The organism is Corynebacterium sp. CCUG 71335 (assembly GCF_024454075.1).
GTDB classification, from domain to species: Bacteria; Actinomycetota; Actinomycetes; order Mycobacteriales; family Mycobacteriaceae; genus Corynebacterium; species Corynebacterium genitalium.
The window spans coordinates 106,669-127,363 of sequence record NZ_JAGPYY010000003.1 but is presented as its reverse complement, the minus strand read 5'-3'; the positions used below and the strand labels follow the sequence as shown (position 1 = coordinate 127,363).

The window sequence follows — 20,695 nt, the reverse complement described above, 5'->3', positions numbered from 1 at the left end:
ACTTACTCTACAGTGCCCAGTCAACACCGTCGGCCCCTTGGGCCTGCAGCGCCTCATTGGCCCGCGAGAACGGGCGGGAGCCGAAGAATCCGTTGCGCGCGGAAAACGGTGAGGGGTGCGTCGACTCGATGCATGGAGTGTCGCCCAAGAACTCTTTGGCGGTGCGGGCGTCGCGTCCCCACAAGATGGCCACGAGCGGTGTGTCGCGCTCGGCGAGGGCGCGCATTGCTTGCTCTGTGACCTCTTCCCAGCCCTTGCCGCGGTGCGAGCCAGATTTTCCGGGCGCCACGGTGAGCACTCTGTTGAGCAGCAAGATTCCCTGGCTCGCCCAGTTGGACAGGTCGCCGTCCTTCCGGGGCGGGATGCCTAGGTCGCTTTCCAGCTCGGTATAGATATTCACCAGGGAGCGGGGTGGGCGCACACCTGGTTGCGTCGAAAAGCTCAGGCCCATGGGGTGCCCCGGTGTCGGGTACGGGTCCTGGCCGACGATGAGCACACGCACGTCATCAAAGGGGTCCTGAAACGCGCGCAGGACGTCGTTGCCGGCCGGCAGGTACGGCTGGTTCGCGCGCAGGAAGTCACCCATCTCATGGATGCGCTTTTCGACGGGCTTCAGTGGTTCCTTCCAGCTCTCATGCACAGGCAAACTCATGCGAAACTCTCCCATCCTCCGGAGTAATTGGGTGCAGCACCATCGACGGTGACGCTCGCTGCGTCGTTGGTGCGGCACACCTTGCCGATGCTGCGGAACCCGACAGGCGCATCGCCATGCAAGGTGCCGAGCAATGTGTGGTCTTCCCCGCCCTCATACACCCACTTCCACGGGTCAGCGCCAAGGAGCTCAGCGGCATGAAGCAGCAAGTCGTCGGGGGCGAACGTGGCGGGATCCAGATCGAACCGCACACCGGAGTTCTCAGCGATCGCAGTGAGATCGTGCAGTAGACCGTCGGAGTTGTCGGTCATCGCGCTTGCTCCGGCGGACCGCGCGACCACGCCAGCGCTCGGCGAGAGAACGGGAGCCTGGTAGGCCAGCACGAGCGGTTCCAACTTTTCGGGGATCTCCATGCCCGATTCCAGCAGGTCCAAGCCAGCGGCGGAGTAACCGATCGCACCGTGGGCAACAAGGTTCTGGCCCGGGCGCGCGCCGGATAGGGTCAGCGGCGGCCGGTTGCCGCCGAGGGATCCGATAGCGGTGACCGAGAGAACAAGGCTCTCCCCCGCTGTGACGTCGCCGCCGACGAGCTCGGCGGCGTACTTGTCAATCTCGTGGGCGATCCCGCGGGCGATCTCCCCGACCACAGACGCCGCCATTGCTGGCGGGGCAGACAAGGACAGCAACACAGCGATCGGGCGCGCACCCATTGCTTCAATGTCGGCGAAGTTCTGCACGACTGCCTTTCGGCCCAGATACCACGGGGTGGTCACATCCACCCGGAAATGACGCCCTTCCACGAGCATGTCCGTCGTAGCCACCACGCGCGAGTTCGGCGACGCCGGCGACAGAACAGCTGCGTCATCCCCGTTAACCGGCGACGGACTGGCATCGATGATCGACTGGATTACCGCGTGTTCCCCGACCTCCCCGAGCGTGGGGCCACTGGTGGGAAAACCGGTGTGAATCATAGGTGCGTGGGGCCTTTCTCGGTTCTGGGCCTTATAGACTGGGCCGTTATGACGAGCTCAGCCGAACAGACTACCGCCGCGCCGCCGATGAACAAGACACTAATCTACGTCAGTCTGGGCTTGGCGCTAGCGCTTGTCGTCGGAGTGCTCGTCGGGTCCAAGGTGGTTATGCAAAAGCTTAACAACCAGCCGGTCTCGCTGTCGGAGTTGCCGTCGCCTATGGCGGATTCCCCAGAATGCGCCCAGTTGATCGACTCTCTGCCTGACGAGCTCGCTGGCCACCGCCGCACCGAGCTGCTCGATCCGGCTCCTGCCGGTGCTGCCGTGTGGCAGTCTGCGTCCGACCAACGCGTCACGCTGCGCTGCGGTGTCGAAGCCCCTCTCCAGTACACCGAGCTCACCCCCACGTTTGAAGCGGCCGGAGCACGGTGGATAGAAATCAGCGACCCTACGGCGGGGGCGGACTTGTCCACATGGTTCACAGTGGACCGCTCGCCGGTCGTGGCGGTGACGGCGGACCATCAGACTGTGCGGGAGGGTGAGAGTCCCGTCGATAAGCTCGACCTGTCTGCTCTACCGGAAGAGGCGAGCGAACCTGCACCCGCGCCGCTGGCCGGGCTTGAACCCGCAGAGGGCGCTGGCGCCGAGTGCGAGACGCTATTGGGAGCACTCCCCGACGAGCTCGTCCCGGGCTACGCACGGTTGGATCTGAGCAACGTCGCTTCGCTTGACGACGCATCTGCAGCCGCATGGGGTGGGAATAGCGTGGAACCCATTGTCATCCGCTGCGGCGTCGCGGCACCGGCGAGCTATGAACCTGGAGCCCAGCTGACCCAGATCAACGACACCCCGTGGTTCCAGGAGGAGAACCCTGACGGAACTGCAACGCTGCTCTACGCGCTGGGCCGGCGCACCGATATCGCAGTGTCGCTGCCCATGGGTGTCGGCGAAGAAGCGCTGACGAAGCTGACCAACCTTATTGCGGAGAACGTTCCAGCGCAGTAGCAATGAGTGTTTCGAGCAGCTCCCCGTAGCTCATGCCCGCAGCTTGGAAGACCTGCGGGAACATCGAGATCGAGGTGAAGCCGGGCATGGTGTTGACTTCGTTGAGCATCGGGCCCTCCGATGTGACAAAGAAGTCCACGCGCGCCAAACCACGGCAGTCCAGAGCGCGGAAGGTGCGGATGGCCAGTTCTTCGAGCTTGGCGTTCATCACGTCGTCGTAGCCCGCCGGGATCGTCGCGGTGACAACGTCGTCGAGGTACTTGGTCTCAAACCCGTAGAAGCCCTCCTCCGATTCGGAGGTGCCGTTGAGCTTTGCGGGAGGCGAGGCGATCAGATCGCCGTTGGGGCGCTCAATCACGCCGACTTCCACCTCGTCGCCGACCAGCTCCGCCTCGATGATGACCTTGGAGTCATACAAGCGGGCAAAACGGACGGCGTCATCGAGCTTGTCCCAGCTGTCTACTTTGTTGATGCCAATCGAGGATCCGCCGCGGGCCGGCTTCACAAACACGGGGAGACCGAGGTAGTCGCGGTCGGTGTCGTCGAGGTGCTCGTCGTCGACAAGCACGACCTCGCGGGTGACAGGCACATCCGCCGAACGCGCGACAATCTTTGTGAACTGCTTGTCCATCGAGCAGGCGGACGACAGCACACCCGGACCGACATACGGCACGCCAGCAAGGTCGAGCAGACCCTGAATCGTGCCATCTTCGCCGTAGGTGCCGTGCAGAACCGGGAAGACAGCGTCGATGGTGGCCAGCACCTCGCCCGTGCGAGCATCGTAAAACTCACCGCGGCGGGAAGGATTGACCGACAGCGCGACCTCGCGCTCGCCCGTGACCGACGGCAGCTGAGAATCCCCGACCGGGTCCGTCGTGCCTTCCACCCACACGCCATCTTGAGTGATGCCTACCGGGAAAATTTTGTACTTGTCCTTGGGCAACTCCGCCATGATGGCGCCAGCAGAAATGCAAGAAATGGAGTGCTCGGAGGACATTCCACCGTAAATGACGGCAAGTGTGATCATGCAGACCACACTACAAGGCACCTACTCCGACTTTTTCGAGCGACCCATCAGTGCGACAACCATGTCATCGACCTTGAGGTCGCCGTGGCACACGGAGTGCACTGCCTCCGTGAGCGGCATGTCCACTCCGTTGGCCAGAGCCAGCTCGTAGATGCTCTTGGAGCTAATCACACCTTCTGCGACCTGGCCATGCGTCGCCTCGCGGGCGTCCTCAAGCGGCATTCCGCGGCCGAGACGTTCACCGAACGTGCGGTTGCGGGACAGCGGCGAGCCGCAGGTGGCCACGAGGTCGCCCAGCCCAGCAAGGCCCGCGAAAGTGCGCTGATCTGCGCCGAGCGCCATGCCCAGGCGTGTGATCTCCGCCAGGCCACGGGTGATCAAGGTGGCGCGGGTGTTCTCCCCCAGATCTTTACCCGCAGCCATGCCGCACGCGAGCGCGATGACGTTCTTGCAGGCCCCGCCAATCTCACAGCCGACGACATCAGTGTTGGTGTACGGGCGCATATACGTGGTTGCGCAGGCGGCCTGGACCAGCTTCGCGCGGTTGAGGTCTGAGCAGGCGATGACTGTAGCCGCTGGCTGCTCCTCAGCGACCTCGCGGGCCAAATTCGGGCCCGACAAAACGGCCACGCGGTCGCCGTTAATGCCGGTGACCTCTGCCACCACCTCGGACATGCGCTTATACGTGCCCGTCTCAATGCCCTTAGAGATAGACAGCACTGTGGCGTCCGAGCTGATGTGCGGCGCCCACGTGGCCAGGTTGTCGCGCATCGTCTGGCTCGGCACAGCGGGCACCACGATCTGTGCAGACTCGATTGCGGCTTCGGCGTCATCGGTCGTTTCAATCGCCTCTGGCAGTTCAATGCCCTCGAGGTAATCGGGATTCTCGCGTGTGGACGCCATTGTCTGCGCCAACTGGGTGCGGCGCGCCCACAGGCTCACAGAGTTTCCGGCGTCCGCAAAGACCTTCGCTAGTGCGGTCCCCCACGACCCGGCGCCGAGAACAGCCACCTTGACCATGTGCGCTCCTTCTCTCTTACGTTCCGTGCCAGTGTAGAGGAGCCAGGCTCGGTTGGGCGCATATGATGAATGCCATGGGCAAGAAGTCGAAGATGCACGAAGACGACAAGGACATCCAGGGCGAGATGTTCCTCACCGGCCGCCACCAGGAGATTCCACGGCGACCGGATGAGGAATTCAAGAAGACTACTCTGGCTGCGGGCGCCGTGCTGTGGCGCGGCGACGTCAACGACATCGACTCGATTGAAGTCGCGTGCATTCACCGCCCACGCTATGACGACTGGTCCTTGGCCAAGGGCAAGGTGGACCCGGGCGAGTCTCTCGTGGTCACTGCGGTCCGCGAGATCAAGGAGGAAACCGGCTACGACATCCGCCTGGGCAAGCTGCTGGGTAAGACGGTGTACCCCGTCATGGACAGCACGAAGGTGGTCTACTACTGGATCGCTCAGGTGCTCGGCGGCGAGTTCGAGCCGAACGACGAGGTCGACGAGATCCGCTGGCTCACCTTCGACGATGCCAAAGAAATCATGTCCTACGACCTCGACCGCCAGGTTCTGACGAAAGCGGAGAAGCGCTTCCGCCTCCCGGCGACGTGCCGCATCCTTTATGTGCGCCACGCGAAGGCGCACGACCGCGAGAAGTGGTCAGGCGACGACAACAAGCGCCCATTGGACAAGAAGGGCCGCCGTCAGTCGGAGATGCTCGTCCCGATGCTCGCGGCCTTCCACCCGGAGCGCATCTATAGCGCTCTTCCGGACCGCTGCCAGCAAACCATCGCGCCGCTTGCCGACGAGTTGAACATGCCTGTCGACGTCGACCTGCGTTTCGGTGACAACGCGTGGCAGTCAGACCCGTCCGGTGCCAAGCAGGCTTTCCAAGCTGTCATCGATCAAGGTGGCACGAGCGTCGTCGTAGCCCAGGGCGACGTGATGCCCAACATGATCCAGTGGCTCTCAGAGAACGGCCGCCTGCCGATCGACGGTGAGATCAACTGCAAGAAGGGCTGCGTGTGGGTCTTGTCCTTCAACAGCGGCGAGCTGACTGGCGCTGACTACATGCCCACTGCCCTGCCGGTGCGCTAAGGATTAAGAGCCTGGGTGCGCCTCAGCAGGAAGTTTCTTCGGCCCGCCAAACGCTTCCCAGGTGAGGTAGCGCCAGCCTTTCTCCAACGGCCCCTGGCCGAAGCGGCGCAGCCACAGCCAGCTGAGCACAGCTTGGATGACGAGCATCACTGCGGCGACCGCGAAAGCTGTGTAGAAGTCTTCGTTCGTCGCTCCCGCATCTTCGCGTGGATATCCCAACAGCAGGCCGCTTCCGATGATCACCAACGTCGCCAGAATGTAGTTCGTCAGAGCCGTTCGGCCCAGCGACGCGAACATCGCTCCGAGCGCGGACCGCAGGGGCGTGCGCAGCAGGACATACACCAGTGCCATCCACATGGCTGTGTAGATCAGGCCAGTCACTGCAGCAACGTGGCTATATGCGACCGTTCCAAGACTCCGGTACTGGAGGTAGCTCATTCCCAGCGTCAGCGGAACCAGAACCAGCAGTGCCATCGCCGCCGGTTTAGGGTTCTCGTCCAGGGCCTGCGGTAGCCCCCACATAGCGAATGCGAATCCGAGCAAGAGCAAGCCGGGAATGAGAACGATTCCTCCGAACGGCGCTCCGAGCAAAGTCAGCACGACGCCTCCGACGGTGGCTAATGTCCGTCGAAGTTTCAGGTCGGTGACGAAAGTGAGCGGGTACAGGAATACGAAGCCGAAGGCTGAGTAGTACAGCAGCGCCTCCCCGGGGTGGAGGATTTGGTGCACGATTCCGAGCAGAAAAAGAGGCAGCAGCCGCCGCCACATGACGGACTGCGCCATCATCCCGCGTCGGCGAGCCCCATCGACGATCAGTGCGAATCCAATCCCGAAGAGAAATGTGAACGCTGTGAAGAAGCGTTGGTGAGCAAGGAGATCTAGCGCCCGGTACGCCTCCTTTTCCCCTTCAGGCCCTGGATAGAGGAGCCATTGCTGTTGAAAGTTCACGAAGGCGATCCCGCACAGTGCGATTCCGCGGATCACATCAAGCGAGAGCATTCTCGCGTTTCGCGTTTCGTTCATTCTCCGGCCTTTCTAGACGTCGATAGCTGGCTTGTACGCGGGCCGCTTCGCTTCGAAGTCCTCGATCGCGCCCTCATCACGCAGGGTCAGGCCGATGTCGTCGAGGCCTTCCATGAGGCGCCAGCGGATGTAGTCGTCGATCTCGAAGGTGAAGGTGTTCTCCCCCACCGTCACGGTCCGGTCCTCGAGCGACACCGTGACCACCATACCGGGGTTTTGCTCGAGCTGCTTCCAGATCAGCTCGATGTCGGATTCAGTCATTTGGCCGGCGAGCAGGCCTGCTTTGGAGGTGTTACCACGGAAGATGTCGGCGAAGCGCGGGCTGAACACGGCCTTGAAGCCATAGTCCATGAGCGCCCACACGGCGTGCTCTCGAGAGGAGCCGGTGCCGAAGTCGGGGCCGGCGAAGAGCACGGAGCCGTTCTTGAACGCATCCTGGTTCAGCACAAAGTCTGCTTCGTTGTTACGCCAGTTGGAGAACAGACCGTCCTCAAACCCGGTGCGCGAGACACGCTTCAAGTACACAGCGGGGATGATCTGGTCGGTGTCCACGTTGGAGCGGGTCAGCGGAACGCCAACGCCGGTGTGGGTGGTGAACTTTTCCATGATTGCTCCTTAGAGGTCCGCCGGGGAGGCAAGGTGGCCAGTGATTGCGGTTGCCGCTGCGACAAGCGGCGACACTAGGTGGGTGCGGCCGCCGGGGCCCTGACGGCCCTCGAAGTTGCGGTTGCTTGTCGACGCTGACCGCTCCCCCGGCTGCAACTGATCCGGGTTCATGCCCAAGCACATCGAGCAGCCGGCGGTACGCCAGTCCGCTCCGAAGTCGCGGAAGATCTGGTCCAGTCCTTCTTCCTCCGCCTGCTGCTTCACCATTGCGGAAGAGGGAACGACCATCATGCGGGTGTTCTCGTGAATCTTCTTGCCCTTGATGACCTCCGCAGCTGCACGCAGGTCTTCGATGCGCGCATTGGTGCACGAACCAAGGAAGACAGTGTCGATCTTGATGTCGCGCAGCGGGGTGCCCGGCTCAAGATCCATGTACTTCAGCGCCTTCTCGGCGGCCGCCTTGAGCGTGTCATCACCGAAGGACTCCGGGTCCGGCACAGACTCAGCCAGCGGCAGACCCTGACCAGGGTTGGTGCCCCAGGTGACAAACGGGGTGAGCGCAGAACCATCGATTTCGACGACAGTGTCGAACTCGGCACCCTCATCGGTCGGCAGGGTCTTCCAGTAAGCGACGGCGTCGTCCCAGTCCTTGCCTTGCGGTGCGTATTCACGGCCTTTGACGTACTCGAAGGTCTTCTCGTCGGGGGCCACCATGCCGGCGCGTGCCCCGCCCTCGATGGACATGTTGCAGATGGTCATGCGTGCTTCCATCGACAGCTTCTCGATGGCCTCTCCGCGGTACTCAATGATGTGGCCGGCTCCGCCGTTGGTGCCGATCTTCGCGATGATCGCCAAAATCAAGTCCTTAGCCGTGACTCCGGGCTGCAATTCTCCGGAAACCTCGATAGCCATAGTCTTGAACGGCTTGAGCGGCAGCGTCTGGGTCGCCATGACGTGCTCAACCTCGGAAGTGCCAATGCCCATGCCGATCGATCCGAACGCACCGTGGGTCGAGGTGTGGGAGTCGCCGCACACGATCGTCATGCCCGGCTGAGTGATGCCCAGCTGCGGGCCAACGGTGTGGACAATGCCCTGCTTGACGTCGCCCATAGAGTGCAGACGGACACCGAACTCTTCGCAGTTCTTGCGCAGGGTGGACACCTGGGTGCGGGAGGTCAGCTCCTCGATCTCCAGCAGATTGCCGGACTTAATGCCCACGGTGGGCACGTTGTGGTCCTCAGTAGCTAGGTGTTGCTGGGGGTTGCGGATCGTGCGTCCGTTCATGCGCAGGCCGTCGAACGCCTGCGGTGAGGTGACCTCGTGGAGAAGTTGGAAGTCGATGTAAATCAGATCCGGGCCTCCGTTCTCACCTTTGGTGATCACGTGATCGCGCCAAACCTTTTCCGCCAAAGTCAATGGCTTGTCCGCATTAACGGCCACCTCAAACACTCTCCTTAAAGCATGTTCCCAATAGGCGGGACAATCGAGTCCATTCAATGGGACAGTCTAGCGGAGGCCAGACCGTTTCACGCAATCCTAGGCAAAACCGTTTTGCCACCCTCGTTCACCCTGCGCCCTGAACGAACACACCCCTACCACGGTCGATACCACTGTCCACATAGTGGATTGCTATCATCCGCACCGTGGGAAACACTGCAGAACTTTCCGGCATCAAGGTCCTTGACCGTTCCATCGCCATCATCGACGCCATCGCCGCCGGCGAGAAGACCCTCGCCCAGCTGAGCGCCGCGACGGAACTCCCCCGTGCGACGACCCACCGCCTTGCCACGGCGTTGGAGATTCACCACATCCTCGTCCGCACGGAAGCCGGCGCATGGGCGATCGGCCCCGCGCTCGCACGCTATGCCGCGGCTGGACCGTCACAGGTGATTGACGCTGCTAAGCCCATCATGGGCGAGCTAGTGCGCACCACGCACGAGTCCGTCCAGCTCTACGAGCTCACTGGCGCAACCCGCACGTGTGTGGCAGCGATCGAGCCGCCGAGCGGACTCAACAACACTGTTCCCGTGGGCTCAAAGCTGCCCCTCGACCGTGGCTCTGCTGCGAAGGTGTTTGCCGCCTATGAGCACATCGACACCCCGTTCAACCCTGCGGAGCTCGACCGGATCCTCACCACCCGTCTGGCCGAATCCGTCGGCGAGCGTGAGGTCGAGCTGGCCAGCGTATCCACTCCCATTCACAACGCCAACGGTGCGCTTCTTGCCGTGCTGTCCATCTCCGGCCCGGTCGAGCGCCTCAAGCCCTCCCCTGCGCAGATGTGGGGAACCGAACTGCTCAGCGCAGCCGACACCTTGATGGCCGCAATCTAACCTGCGTCGATAGAGTCAAGCGCGCCGACCGGCCAGACCACGTTCTTCGCCAGCGGGATCTGGTGGGAAGCGCTTTCCAGAATGTGCATGAAGTAGCCGGCAGAGTTCGGGATCGCGACGATATCGCCCGGCCGTACCCCACGGGGGAAACGGATCCGTCGCCGCAGGATCACCTCATCCTCAATGCAGTAGGCGCCCACCAGGAACGCCTCGACCTCCTCGTCGGTGGAACCGGGGGCGTCCGTCACCAGAATCGGATCGACCAGGTAGTCATCCGATGTGGTCCGGCATTGCGTCCGGTTCATCGCCAGGCCGACGAGTGGTAACCCATCGCTGCGGTGCTTGATGAATTCGACGGTGGCGAGGATGAGGCCGCAGCCGTCGAGAAGCGAGCGGCCTGGCTCCAAATGCAACCGTAAGCCGCGTGAGGTGAGCTCTTGCGCAACACCATCGGCCAGCACGTCGCGCAGCCATGCACCGCGCACGGGCCGTTGCCAGTAAGGGTAGGTGTTGTGCAGCGGGTCGCCCTTCCACGTGAACGGCTCCGCGTAGCCCTCCCGCATGGCGCGTAGCGAGTCTTGGGCGTGATTCCACTGCTCCTCATCGTCGAGGTAGCTCATCGGCACACCGCCGCCCACATCAATGAACTGCGGGTCGTGCCCGCTCGCCCGCAGCTTATCGACGAGCCCCACGCACTCCCGCAGCGCTGCAGACCGGTCCGCAGCAGCGTAACCGTGGAGGTGAACGTGCACCCCTGCAACCGTCACGGAGCCAGCTGGCTCGCTCAACCGCCGCGCCCAGACCTCAGATCGCTCACCGAAGCGAGTCGGCGGCATGGTTGTCGGATCCGGCGCGAGACGCGGAGCCACCAAGGCGGTGCGGTCACCGGCAATGGCGATGATGCGCTCCAACTCGGTCACGTTGTCGGCGGAGATGACCACGCCGTTAGCGATGGCGAGCTCGAGCAACGCGTCCGACTTGATCGCCGCGGAGAGAATGATCCGCTCCCCCGGCACACCCCGATCCAGGACTTGGCGCAGCTCGTTCTCACTGGCCACATCCACACCATGCCCGGCGTCGCGCATCGTGTCCACAAACACGAGTCCCTTGTTGGCTTTGCGGGCGAAGAAGATCTTCACCTCGACTCCCGTGGAGGCGCCCGCGCTGACGAGCTCGTCGACGTTCGCCAGCATCGGTTCCGGATTGAGCACATTGACCGGGCTTGAGAATTCCTCGAGCAGGTTCCGGCAGTCGTTGTAGCTGCTTGTGAGTTCCTCAGCCCAGGGCTCGATCCGGGCCGTCATCGGCGGGACACCGTGCACGCGCTCGGGATTCTCCATCGCCTCAGTGACAACGCGGCGTGCCCACCGCGGGATCTCGTCATGTTGCGTCCGGTTCAGGGTGTCCAGGCCGAGAACCCACCCTTCAGTCATCCGTCCCGCCGCCGCAATGTGGCGCTGACCGGTGATCGTGGCGTCTCGGTCAATGACCAGACCATTCGTTTCAGGGTCGATTGTGCCGATGCCGCGGTCCACCAGGTCGGCCACCAGAGTGCCCGGAACGACTCCGGGCGGCGCGATGACCCCGTCGATCACGACTGTCGCTTTGACCTCACGCGCGGCGGCTGCCAGATCAGCGTTATCGCCCCCACGGTCGAGAATGTCGGTCCGCACGACACCCTTTTCGATCAGATCCAGCAGGTCAGCAGCAGGGCCGGCAAACGGCCCGAACGCGACGCGCTCGAGGCGGCGGGTGAGGTCGCCAAAGCTGTCGAGGCTCTCCCGCCCGCCGAAGGATGCACGCTCAATCACGGCCGGATAGGCCTTGCGGAAGGCGATGCCCACCGCGTGCGCGGGCGTGATCGCCTCAGTAACGGAGCGCCGGAAATCCTCCACCGGGTCGCCTTTGTCGGTCCCGGCGAGAACCTGCTCGATGGCATTCCGGTCTGCGTCGCCAGTCTCACGCTCGAGAATCCCTGCCGCGCATTCGGCCAGTGCGTCCACGATGTCCTGCGTGTTTGCTGCGGCACGGATTGCGTCCTGGGCGCGGTCGACGAGGTCGTCGATAAGCGTCGTGGGCTCATGCTTGGCCTCCATGAACCTGCCCGAGCGCGACACGGGGTAGATCGCCTTCGCCGAGATGACGCGGGTGATGTCGATGAACGTCAGCGCGGCGCCGCGCACGACCACCACGTCGCCGGGAGTCACGGTCGCGAGAGCCTGCGGGGTGGGGGGCGCAATGACCTGCACATTCTCTCCCAGGCCCAGATCCGCGTGGGCCAACGATCCGGGCCAGTCGTCGGCGTGGCCGGTGGTGATCAGGACGTCGTCGAAAAGCGTGCCCTCGACCTCCCATTGCTCACCGCGGGGACGAATGTCCTTGACCCACGTGCGCCGCCAGTCGATCGTGCACGTACGCGGCGCGAATGTCTGCAGATCGCCCCAAGCTTTTCCGAGGAAGTCACCAGCGGTGCTGCGCGAGGCGGGTTCATCTTCACGACTGAAGTCCTCGAAACTGGAGCTGTGCGACCGGATCGCGCGGTGCGGCACGTTGAGCACCCACTGCTCAGGCTGATCCAGCTCGTACGCGTTCCTCGCGCCCACCGTGCCGGAGGAGAACACCGTGAGATCGATAGCCACGCCGCGCTGGCGGGCGAGTTCGAAGAGCTCTTCAGCAGCCCACAGTCCGCGCGGTCCGGCACCGATGATCGCAACTGTTCTACCCATTGAAATCCACTCCCAGCTTCTCTGCCACCCACTCGTCGTTGTACATCGTGTCCAGGTACGCGACACCAGAGTCGTGGAAGATCGCCACGACATCGCCTTCTAGTTCCGCATGCTTTTCGACGCACCCAGCCACCGCTCCCCCAGACGCCCCCGGCAAGAATCCCGTCGTGGCGGCCAGGCGGCGACCGGCCGCCACGCAATCAGCTGCGCTGACCCGCACGACCTCGTGCGGTGTGACGTCGCCGGCGAGATCCGGAACCACGCCAGCGCCAAAGCCAGGCAGCAGCCGCTCGCCGCGCTCACCGCCGAAAAGAACCGACCCTTCTGCGTCGACAGCAATGACAGTGGTGTCCATGCTGTGCTCCTCGATGTAGCGCAGACATCCTCCGACAGTGCCTGTCGTGCTCACTGCCACGACCAAGTAGTCCGGCGCGTGCCCAAGTTGGTCCACGATCTCGCGCATCGTGCCCTCGCTGTGCGCAGTGAACGCCGCGCGGTTGGAGTACTGGTCCAAGTTGACCGCGCCGAGCTTATCGACGAGCTCCGCGACCTTGATCCTCCGCGCCGCCAGCCAGTCCCCCGTGACCGGATCCGGTTTCGTGACCGCATGGATCGTCGCACCGAGCGCCTCCATGTGCGCCACCGTTGACGAGTTCGTGCGTTGGTCCACAACGCAGTGGAAATCCCACCCGCCGACAGCGGCCTCACGCGCGAGAGCGACACCGAGGTTGCCGGAACTCGACTCGACCACCGTCACACCGGGGCCGACGAGCCCCTGTTCTTCTGCGGCCTTCACCAGAGCCCGCGCTGTACGGTCTTTCGCGCTGCCACCTGGGTTGAACGATTCCAGTTTTCCCCATACCCGCCGGCCACTGGAGGCCCCGTCGCCGGTGTCGAGACGTATGAGGGGCGTGGAACCTATGGTGTCGAGCAACCGACGGTTTTCAATCATGCCCGCCAGCTTATGTGAAGCGGGTGGGGTTAGGCTTGGGCGCATGAGCGACAACACTACTCAGGACAACCGTTACGTCGCTGGCATGGCCGTGCGCCGCGACGTCATGGGAGATGACTTTGTCGACGCGGCGCTCGAGCGCAACACCGGCAAAGACGGCGAAGAACTGCAAAACCACGTCACAGCCACCGTGTGGGGCTCGGTATGGACGCGCGACGGACTTTCCCGCCGCGACCGCAGCTTGCTCAACATCGGCATGCTGGTCGCACTGCGCGCCACTGAGGAGCTGCGTGGCCATGTCCGCGGCGCACTTGTCAACGGCCTCACGCGCGAGGAGATCACCGAGGCGATCATCCACTCCTCCGGTTACTGTGGCGCCCCCGCAGCGCTTTCTGCGATGAAGGTGGCCCAAGAAGTGCTCGAGAACGAGCTCGGCCCGAAGGCCTAAGACTTAATGCTCAATCCCTGCTCAGCACGCAGGTCATCTGCAGAGATGTAGTACGTTTCCATCGTTCCGTCGACCACGACCATGAGGTTGGACATGTCATCGGGCAGCCCTGCACCGGCTTTGCTGAGCTCGGCACGGATCTGTTCCGGTGCCCACGACGCGTCAATCGTGATGGGAATGGGAAGAGTCACGCCTGCGATCTGAGACGTGATGGTCATCCTGGCCACGAGGATGTGAAAGTTCCCGTTGAGAGTGGTGATCACCCCTGGGCCGGACCGCTGCCAGATATCCTCCACACCGGCGGAAGCACCGGGGAACCGAACACGCAGGTTGTCCAACTCCACACGGTTGCAATCGATGCGGATCGCGGGTTTGGACCCCTGCATCGTGTTCACCTGGACGTAGGACATCTTGACGTCGCCCAGCAGCTTCGTGGAGTCCGATTGGACCGTGTATGTCTCCCCCGAGGGAGTCATCATATTCTCGATCGGCGCCGGCGGGTCGAAGTCGAAACCGCCGATCTGCCGGGGCACTACACCGCGACCCGACAGCTGCGGTGGAAGGTCAAGGCCTTCAAGCTCGGGGGTTGGAAGCACCGGCGGCGGTGGAGGTAATGGGGGCAGTGATGACGGTGCTGGAAGGGGCGGCGGCGGTGGCAGTTCCAACGAAGGCAACGGAGGCACGGGAGGAAACTGCGCGACAGCGACCTGCGGCGCGGCCACGACCATGGTTGCGGCCGTGAGTGCAGCTGCTACTTGTCCCCTGACTTTCATGCGGTTTTCTCCCCTGGCGCCCAGGACAAGGCCCACGCCCCGCCGATGAGAGCGAAGAGGGTGCCGATGATGAAACCGCCGAAATTCGACGTGGGCAAAGCAATGAATCCGAGCAGCATGGCGGTCACCCCAGTGAGAATGCGGGCCTGCGGCTGCCCCCACGTCATCAAGCCACAAACGATGAGCAGAACACCCACGAGCAAGGTGGACACGCCCGAGATCGTGCTGATCTGGATCATGATGTTAGACACCTCGAAGGAGAGGTAGGCCGGCATGAGGATGATCACACCGGCGATGATCATGCACAGCCCCGCGCCGAACGGCCGTCCGCCGCGCCATCCCGCGAAACCGCGATTGATCTTCTCGACGTTGTCATCTGTGTCGGCGGGACCCTCCGCCGTGCCGGGGACGTTGGTGGGACCGTCGAAGAGTTCGTTGATGCCCCCGTGCTCCGGCCCACGTGAATTAGCACTCACCTTCGCCCTCTTTCACCACCTTAATCTGCCCGCCGGCGGCTGTGAGCTTGTCAGCGGACAGGGACGTGGCGTAGATCAGCTGGTTCTTTGCAGACAGGTGCGTCATGGAAATACCGAAGGAGCCCGGCTCAGCCTTATCGGACAACTGCTGGGCGTCCACACCGATCTGCGGGTTGGTCATTGTCATGGTGCCGTTGAGTTCCTTGGCGCCGATGACCAGGTTGGTAGCTTTCGTGCTTGCCCCCGGGGCCTTCATTTGGAAGCGACGATCCCCCAAACCGGGGAGCTTAATCGGCGCGGACATGCATAGGTCGGTGATCGTCGCGTCCTCCAGCTTGAGGCGAGACACGGCTACTTCACTGTCCTTCAAGGTCTCTCGGTCGACGAAGAGGCTGAAGTTGTCGGCCTCAATGCCGCCGACCTGCTGGGTGAAGATCACATTCGACAATGCGAGACCAGCGGTGAGCCCGTTCTGCGCCATCGCCACACCTTCACCGGCGAGAATGATCAGCCCCACACCGGTGATAACAGCAAACCGGAGTTTCTTGGTGTGTCCCATGCCCACGCTCCTTTATGTTTGTGCAGCAAACACTACTCCTGAGCGGACGCTACGTCAGCGAAACACGACAAAACCCCGGCGGTTTGCAAAGAACCGCCGGGGCGTGGATCGGTCACGGTTAGGTAGCCGCAGGAGCTTCTGGCTCATCGGGCTTGTTGCCCGAAAAGAAGAATGCGCAGAATATGGTCGCCGCTAGCGCACACGAAATCATGGTCCGCATGAGAGAATCTTCCACCCCGATCCGAACGGCGACAACTGTCCAAACCGTAGCGGCGAACAGCGCGAGCAACAGACCAACAATATTTCTAACCATGACAACCCCTCCATTGGCATCTCGTTTCACTGACCTAATCAGGATTCAACCGGGATTCGTTACGCCAATGTGCACAGGGCTTCTTGAACAAAAGAAAAACCCTTCCACTCCGGTATGGAATGAAAGGGTTTTAGCTTTGTACCCCGTACGGGATTTGAACCCGTGTTACCGCCGTGAGAGGGCGACGTCCTAGGCCGCTAGACGAACGGGGCGCGCTCGCTTGTTGCGACTTGCTCACTCTAAATGGTGATGGCGCCGAACGCCAAATCCCTAGGTCAACAAGCGGCTAAGCGTTCGCTTCTAACTTTCTTTGAACAGGGGCTTTCCGTTGGTGCCCACGGAAAAGATCGCCAGAAAAACAACCAGTCCCATAGCAACGGTGACAATGGCCGAAACAATTTGGTTTTCAATGCCGTATTGCGCGGAGACAATTGCCCACGCCATAGCGATAACGACCGCGACAGAAAAGCCGGCGATTCTCTTACCCATAATTCCCCTCCATGTGAGTAATCGGTTTCGTTTGTTAATTGCTCCGCAAACCCCCTCCGTTACACGAACCTAGGTCTCCACTTCTCCCTTAGGCTTTCGACCCACGTTGTAGACCGCCGTGAACACCGCCGCCCCGATTGCAACCGCGACAATAAGAGTCACAAAGTTGTTCTCAATGCCAAGATATTCAGACATATAGAAAAACCCTTTCACTCCACTGTGGAATGAAAGGGTCTTCTCGCTGTACCCCGTACGGGATTTGAACCCGTGTTACCGCCGTGAGAGGGCGACGTCCTAGGCCGCTAGACGAACGGGGCATTAGGACTTTTCTGTCCTGCAGTTCACTACTTGAAGCGGACTGCAGCTGGCCTACCAGGACTCGAACCTAGAATGACGGTACCAGAAACCGTAGTGTTGCCAATTACACCATAGGCCATCGTCATACTGTGCGGCTGCTTGTCAGCCGCACTGAACAACGTCGATAACTATAACCACGGTGCGCAATGAGCACCAAATCCGCTGGTGATGCCAGCAAATTACGGCGCTGTCATTTGCTATTGCCCGGCAGCAAACGGGGTCTGCTCGCGCGCTGCACGCAAACGCGCCATGGTCGATTCACGTCCGAGGAGCTCCATAGACTCAAACAGCGGCGGGGAGATAGCTTCACCCGAGATGCCCACTCGCAAGGCCCCGTAGGCTTTGCGGGGTTTGAGGCCGAGATCGTCGATAAGCGCCTTGCTCAAGGCCGCTTCAATGTTCACGGTGGTCCACTCCCCAACTGCTTCAAGTGCCGCAAGGCCGGCGTCGAGCGGCTCCGCGGCATCTTCCTTGAGGTTCTTCTTCGCAGCTTTCTCGTCGAGCTCCAATTCTCCATCCGGTGTGACCAAGAACTTGAGCAGACCGTATGCGTCACCAAGCACCTTGATGCGCGTCTGCACAAGATCCGCAGCGATAGCGAACTTATCTTCGGGGTAGTCGGCCGGGAAGTCCGTGTACTCGGTGAGGTAGTCACGCAGGCGGTTCTTGAAATCCTCAGGCTCCAGCATGCGAATGTGGTCAGCGTTGATGGCTTCGAGCTTCTTCTCGTCAAAACGCGCAGGGTTTGATAGCACGTCATTGATATCGAAGGCTTTGATGAACTCATCGACGGAGAACACATCCTGGTCTGCGGACAAGGACCACCCCAGCAGCGCGAGGTAGTTGATCATTCCCTCGGGGATGATGCCGTTGTCGCGGTGGTTAAACAGGTTCGACTCGGGGTCGCGCTTGGACAGCTTCTTGTTGCCCTGCCCCATGACGAACGGCAGGTGACCGAACTCCGGAGTGATTTCAGCGACACCAATGCGCTGCAGTGCCTCGTAGAGAGCGATTTGGCGCGGGGTCGACGAGAGCAGGTCCTCACCGCGCAACACGTGCGTGATGCCCATGAGCGCGTCATCGACAGGGTTGACCAGGGTGTACAGCGGCGCACCGGTAGAGCGGGCGACAACGTAGTCTGGCTGCGTCGCGGCCTTGAACTCCATCTCTCCGCGGACGAGGTCGTTCCACGCCCAGTCCTTCTCCGGCATGCGCAGGCGCCACACCGGCTCGCGTCCCTCTGCCTTGTAGGCCGCGACCTGCTCTTCGGTGAGCTCGCGGTCGAAGTTGTCGTATCCCAACTGCGGGTCGCGGCCGGCCGCGATGTGACGCTCCTTGACTTCCTCTGCTGTGGAGTACGCCGGGTACACTTCACCGGCATCAATCAGCTTGTCCAGAACTTCTTTGTAGATGTCCATGCGCTGCGACTGACGGTACGGCTCGTGCGGGCCACCAGTGACCACGCCTTCGTCCCAATCCAAACCCAGCCAGGTCAGAGAATCGATGATGGCCTGGTAGGACTCCTCCGAGTCACGGGCTGCGTCAGTGTCCTCAATGCGGAAAACGAGCTTGCCGCCGGTGTGGCGGGCGTGCGCCCAATTGAAAAGCGCCGTCCGGACCATTCCCACGTGGGGCGTTCCGGTCGGCGACGGGCAAAAACGAACTCTCACAGGGGCATCAGTCATGCCCCCAACTGTAGCGGGCGGCTACTTGTGCACGCGCGAGAGCACCGCCCACATGTCGTTAGCTGCCGACGGGTCGTACCACCAGTTGTGGCCGGAGCCTTGCACCTTGACTCTCTGCGTCGGCTTGGAGCATCCCGCGGGACACACATGCCACTTGAGTAGCACGCACTAATTTGCTCAACGCGGAACCCAACTTGCCTGTCAACCCGGCGGATGCGGTGCTTGCCGGGGACGCTAAAATCGTTGCTCATGCCCTCACCCCGCCCTGAAACTGCGCCCGACTTCCTGTTGTCGCGGGCCAGCGGTTCCGTGCGCACTCAGGGAACCACCTCGACATTCATCGAACCGTGGGATGCGGTAGCTGCTCTGCAGCGTCGAGAGGTGAACATGGTGGTGGGAGCACTCCCGTTCGACCGGGATGCGCCAGCCGCCCTCACTGTGCCAGAGCAGATCATTACCGAGGCGGGAACCTTACAGCCGCACTCGTACTACCGCGAAGGGCCGGGCGCTCAACTCCACGCGGCGGTTGCCGGGTATGACCCAGAACCCCACGAACACCTACGCCGTGTGGAGGCGGCGGTGGACACAATCTGCAACTCGATCCTGGACAAGGTAGTACTGGCCCGGTCCGTCGACTTCGTCTTCGATCCCCCTGTCGACCCACGCCTTGTTGCAGCGCGATTGATTGAACTTTCCTCCACCCGCGACGGGTTCATCGCCGACCTGACTCCCGCTGGAAAGCCCGGACACATGATTGTCGGCTCCTCCCCCGAGCTCCTCATACGGAAGCAGGGGCTGGAGATCACCTCATATCCCCTTGCCGGTTCCGCACCCCGCATTTTCGACGATGAGGATGCTGACCGTGCAGCAGGCGAGAAGCTGTACAACTCTACAAAGGATCTCGACGAGCACTCCTACGTCGTCGAGCACATTCGAGACATTCTCACTCCGCTGTGCCGGGAGCTGACCATTCCGGACCGGCCCGTTCTCGACCGCACGAACGAGATGTGGCACCTTGCCACACCGATCAAAGGCGTGCTCTACGACCCCGCCCCCAGCGCACTCGACCTAGCCACCCGCCTGTACCCCACTCCCGCTGTCTGCGGATCCCCGCAGTACGCTGCGGAAGCGTTGATCACCACCGCGGAGACGGACCGATCGTTCTACGCAGGAACGGTTGGCTGGTGCGATTCCCACGGTGACGGTGAATACATGGTGTCCATCCGCTGCGCCGAGGTCAATGGTGACGGTACTGCTGCCCGCGCGTGGGCCGGCGGCGGCCTAGTGGCAGCCTCGAAACCAGAAGAGGAGCTCGCGGAAACAACCGCGAAGCTCCTCACCATCCAGCGTGCGCTGGGCCTCTAGTCAGCGATAGCGCTTGTTACGCGCGCTCAACCGGGTTGGCCAGCGAGCCGATTCCGGCAATTTCCACCTCAATCCGGTCGCCCGGAACCATTTCAGCAGTTCCTGCTGGGGAGCCGGTGCAAATGACGTCGCCCGGGAGCAGCGTGTAAGCGGAGGTGATGAACTCGATGATCTTCCCCAGCTTCCAGATCATTTGGTTGGAGTTGGAATCCTGCTTGGTCTCGGTCTCACCGTCGTGGGTCAGGTGCGCCTTGATGGACAGGTCGTCGAAGTCGAACTTGTCCAGGTCGGTCTCGATCCACGGGCCCAGCGGGCAGAAAGTGTCGATGCCCTTGGCGCGCGCCCACTGGCCGTCAGCGAATTGCAGATCGCGGGAGGAAACGTCATTGACGATCGTGACGCCGCGGACGACGGACTTCCAGTCTTCAGCCTTGACATTCTTGCATGGTGTTCCGATGACCAATGCGAGCTCGCCCTCGAACTCGACGCGGGTGGCGAACTCGGGAATCTTGATGGCCGCCTCCGGTCCGATCACGGCTGTCGGCGGCTTCAGGAAGAGAGTCGGCGGCAAGTGCTCTGCGGACTGTTTGAACACCTCGGCGACGTGGTCGGCGTAGTTGCGGCCAATGGCCACCACCTTGCTGGGCAGCATCGGGGCGAGAAGGCGTACGTCCTCAAGCGGCCACTCCTTGCCCGTGTATTCCGGCTCAGTGAACGGAGTACCGGCGATCTGCTTGGCGGTCGTGCCGTCATCGTCGATGACTGCGAAAGTCATTCCCTCGGGTGTCGCAATTCGTCCAAAACGCATGGGGTTGAGCATACGCGACGAAAAATAT

At 62.1% G+C, this 20,695-nt stretch carries 20 protein-coding genes and 3 tRNA genes; 5 read left to right on the top strand and 18 right to left on the bottom strand.

Annotation, left to right across the window (positions count from 1 at the left end):
- Positions 1-7: 7 nt before the first annotated feature.
- Positions 8-652 carry a uracil-DNA glycosylase gene (locus tag KBX19_RS03365; RefSeq protein WP_005290369.1) on the bottom strand — a complete coding sequence of 215 codons (645 nt, stop codon included), beginning with the start codon at positions 650-652 and terminating at the stop codon, positions 8-10.
- Positions 649-1,623: a thiamine-phosphate kinase gene (locus KBX19_RS03360; RefSeq protein ID WP_255997414.1), complete on the bottom strand. Its 975-nt coding sequence runs from the start codon at positions 1,621-1,623 to the stop codon at positions 649-651. The genes KBX19_RS03365 and KBX19_RS03360 overlap by 4 nt, the downstream gene beginning before the upstream one ends.
- Positions 1,624-1,671: 48 nt before the next feature.
- Here KBX19_RS03360 and KBX19_RS03355 point away from each other — a divergent pair, with 48 nt between their 5' ends.
- A complete protein-coding gene (locus KBX19_RS03355; RefSeq protein WP_255997413.1) occupies positions 1,672-2,628 on the top strand; it encodes a DUF3515 domain-containing protein in 957 nt (318 codons plus the stop codon).
- Here KBX19_RS03355 and KBX19_RS03350 read toward each other — a convergent pair.
- Together KBX19_RS03350 and KBX19_RS03345 are read right to left on the bottom strand one after the other, a co-directional pair.
- A complete protein-coding gene (locus KBX19_RS03350; protein ID WP_255997412.1) occupies positions 2,600-3,655 on the bottom strand; it encodes a D-alanine--D-alanine ligase family protein in 1,056 nt (351 codons plus the stop codon). The genes KBX19_RS03355 and KBX19_RS03350 overlap by 29 nt on opposite strands.
- A 21-nt stretch (positions 3,656-3,676) precedes the next feature.
- The gene (locus KBX19_RS03345) at positions 3,677-4,675 is read right to left on the bottom strand and encodes an NAD(P)H-dependent glycerol-3-phosphate dehydrogenase (RefSeq protein WP_255997410.1); all 999 of its coding nucleotides are present in this window, start codon (positions 4,673-4,675) and stop codon (positions 3,677-3,679) included.
- A 74-nt stretch (positions 4,676-4,749) separates the two neighbouring features.
- On the opposite strand from KBX19_RS03345, the gene KBX19_RS03340 reads away from it, so the two are divergent.
- Positions 4,750-5,757, top strand: a complete 1,008-nt coding sequence (locus KBX19_RS03340) for a bifunctional NUDIX hydrolase/histidine phosphatase family protein (RefSeq protein ID WP_040424492.1) — start codon at positions 4,750-4,752, stop codon at positions 5,755-5,757.
- 3 nt (positions 5,758-5,760) lie between these two features.
- Here KBX19_RS03340 and KBX19_RS03335 read toward each other — a convergent pair whose 3' ends face one another.
- The 3 genes from KBX19_RS03335 to leuC are packed head-to-tail and all read right to left on the bottom strand — an operon-like array spanning position 5,761 to position 8,835.
- Positions 5,761-6,780, bottom strand: coding sequence for a DUF418 domain-containing protein (locus tag KBX19_RS03335; RefSeq protein ID WP_255997406.1), 1,020 nt, complete (start codon positions 6,778-6,780; stop codon positions 5,761-5,763).
- 12 nt (positions 6,781-6,792) lie between these two features.
- The gene (leuD, locus tag KBX19_RS03330) at positions 6,793-7,386 is read right to left on the bottom strand and encodes a 3-isopropylmalate dehydratase small subunit (protein WP_005290383.1); all 594 of its coding nucleotides are present in this window, start codon (positions 7,384-7,386) and stop codon (positions 6,793-6,795) included.
- A gap of 9 nt (positions 7,387-7,395) precedes the next feature.
- The gene (leuC, locus tag KBX19_RS03325; RefSeq protein WP_255997405.1) at positions 7,396-8,835 is read right to left on the bottom strand and encodes a 3-isopropylmalate dehydratase large subunit; all 1,440 of its coding nucleotides are present in this window, start codon (positions 8,833-8,835) and stop codon (positions 7,396-7,398) included.
- Positions 8,836-9,029: 194 nt separating this feature from the next.
- On the opposite strand from leuC, the gene KBX19_RS03320 reads away from it, so the two are divergent.
- Entirely contained in the window at positions 9,030-9,716 is a 687-nt protein-coding gene (locus KBX19_RS03320) for an IclR family transcriptional regulator C-terminal domain-containing protein (RefSeq protein WP_255997404.1), read from the top strand.
- Here KBX19_RS03320 and KBX19_RS03315 read toward each other — a convergent pair.
- On the bottom strand, positions 9,713-12,442 hold the full coding sequence (locus KBX19_RS03315) for an FAD/NAD(P)-binding protein (RefSeq protein WP_255997403.1): 2,730 nt from the start codon (positions 12,440-12,442) through the stop codon (positions 9,713-9,715). The genes KBX19_RS03320 and KBX19_RS03315 overlap by 4 nt on opposite strands.
- Positions 12,435-13,394: a pyridoxal-phosphate dependent enzyme gene (locus tag KBX19_RS03310; RefSeq protein ID WP_255997402.1), complete on the bottom strand. Its 960-nt coding sequence runs from the start codon at positions 13,392-13,394 to the stop codon at positions 12,435-12,437. Before KBX19_RS03310 ends, KBX19_RS03315 begins: the two co-directional genes overlap by 8 nt.
- Positions 13,395-13,437: 43 nt before the next feature.
- Here KBX19_RS03310 and KBX19_RS03305 point away from each other — a divergent pair, with 43 nt between their 5' ends.
- Positions 13,438-13,842: a carboxymuconolactone decarboxylase family protein gene (locus tag KBX19_RS03305; RefSeq protein WP_255997401.1), complete on the top strand. Its 405-nt coding sequence runs from the start codon at positions 13,438-13,440 to the stop codon at positions 13,840-13,842.
- Here KBX19_RS03305 and KBX19_RS03300 read toward each other — a convergent pair.
- From KBX19_RS03300 to gltX, 8 genes are all read right to left on the bottom strand, one after another.
- On the bottom strand, positions 13,839-14,438 hold the full coding sequence (locus tag KBX19_RS03300) for a hypothetical protein (RefSeq protein WP_255997400.1): 600 nt from the start codon (positions 14,436-14,438) through the stop codon (positions 13,839-13,841). The genes KBX19_RS03305 and KBX19_RS03300 overlap by 4 nt on opposite strands.
- A 173-nt stretch (positions 14,439-14,611) precedes the next feature.
- Positions 14,612-15,091, bottom strand: a complete 480-nt coding sequence (locus tag KBX19_RS03295; RefSeq protein WP_005290396.1) for a DUF6114 domain-containing protein — start codon at positions 15,089-15,091, stop codon at positions 14,612-14,614.
- Entirely contained in the window at positions 15,081-15,650 is a 570-nt protein-coding gene (locus KBX19_RS03290; RefSeq protein WP_255997399.1) for a DUF6230 family protein, read from the bottom strand. The genes KBX19_RS03295 and KBX19_RS03290 overlap by 11 nt, the downstream gene beginning before the upstream one ends.
- A 452-nt stretch (positions 15,651-16,102) precedes the next feature.
- A tRNA-Glu gene (locus tag KBX19_RS03285) sits at positions 16,103-16,175 on the bottom strand.
- An 88-nt stretch (positions 16,176-16,263) separates the two neighbouring features.
- Positions 16,264-16,452, bottom strand: coding sequence for a hypothetical protein (locus KBX19_RS03280; protein WP_255997398.1), 189 nt, complete (start codon positions 16,450-16,452; stop codon positions 16,264-16,266).
- A gap of 244 nt (positions 16,453-16,696) precedes the next feature.
- Positions 16,697-16,769 (bottom strand) — tRNA-Glu (locus KBX19_RS03275).
- A gap of 47 nt (positions 16,770-16,816) precedes the next feature.
- Positions 16,817-16,888 (bottom strand) — tRNA-Gln (locus KBX19_RS03270).
- 118 nt (positions 16,889-17,006) lie between these two features.
- On the bottom strand, positions 17,007-18,494 hold the full coding sequence (gene gltX / locus KBX19_RS03265; protein WP_255997397.1) for a glutamate--tRNA ligase: 1,488 nt from the start codon (positions 18,492-18,494) through the stop codon (positions 17,007-17,009).
- A gap of 249 nt (positions 18,495-18,743) precedes the next feature.
- On the opposite strand from gltX, the gene KBX19_RS03260 reads away from it, so the two are divergent.
- Positions 18,744-19,859, top strand: a complete 1,116-nt coding sequence (locus tag KBX19_RS03260; RefSeq protein WP_040423755.1) for an isochorismate synthase MenF — start codon at positions 18,744-18,746, stop codon at positions 19,857-19,859.
- A gap of 16 nt (positions 19,860-19,875) precedes the next feature.
- Here the strand turns inward: KBX19_RS03260 and KBX19_RS03255 are convergent, their stop codons facing one another.
- Positions 19,876-20,667: a fumarylacetoacetate hydrolase family protein gene (locus tag KBX19_RS03255; protein WP_255997396.1), complete on the bottom strand. Its 792-nt coding sequence runs from the start codon at positions 20,665-20,667 to the stop codon at positions 19,876-19,878.
- Between the last annotated feature and the right edge of the window lie 28 nt (positions 20,668-20,695).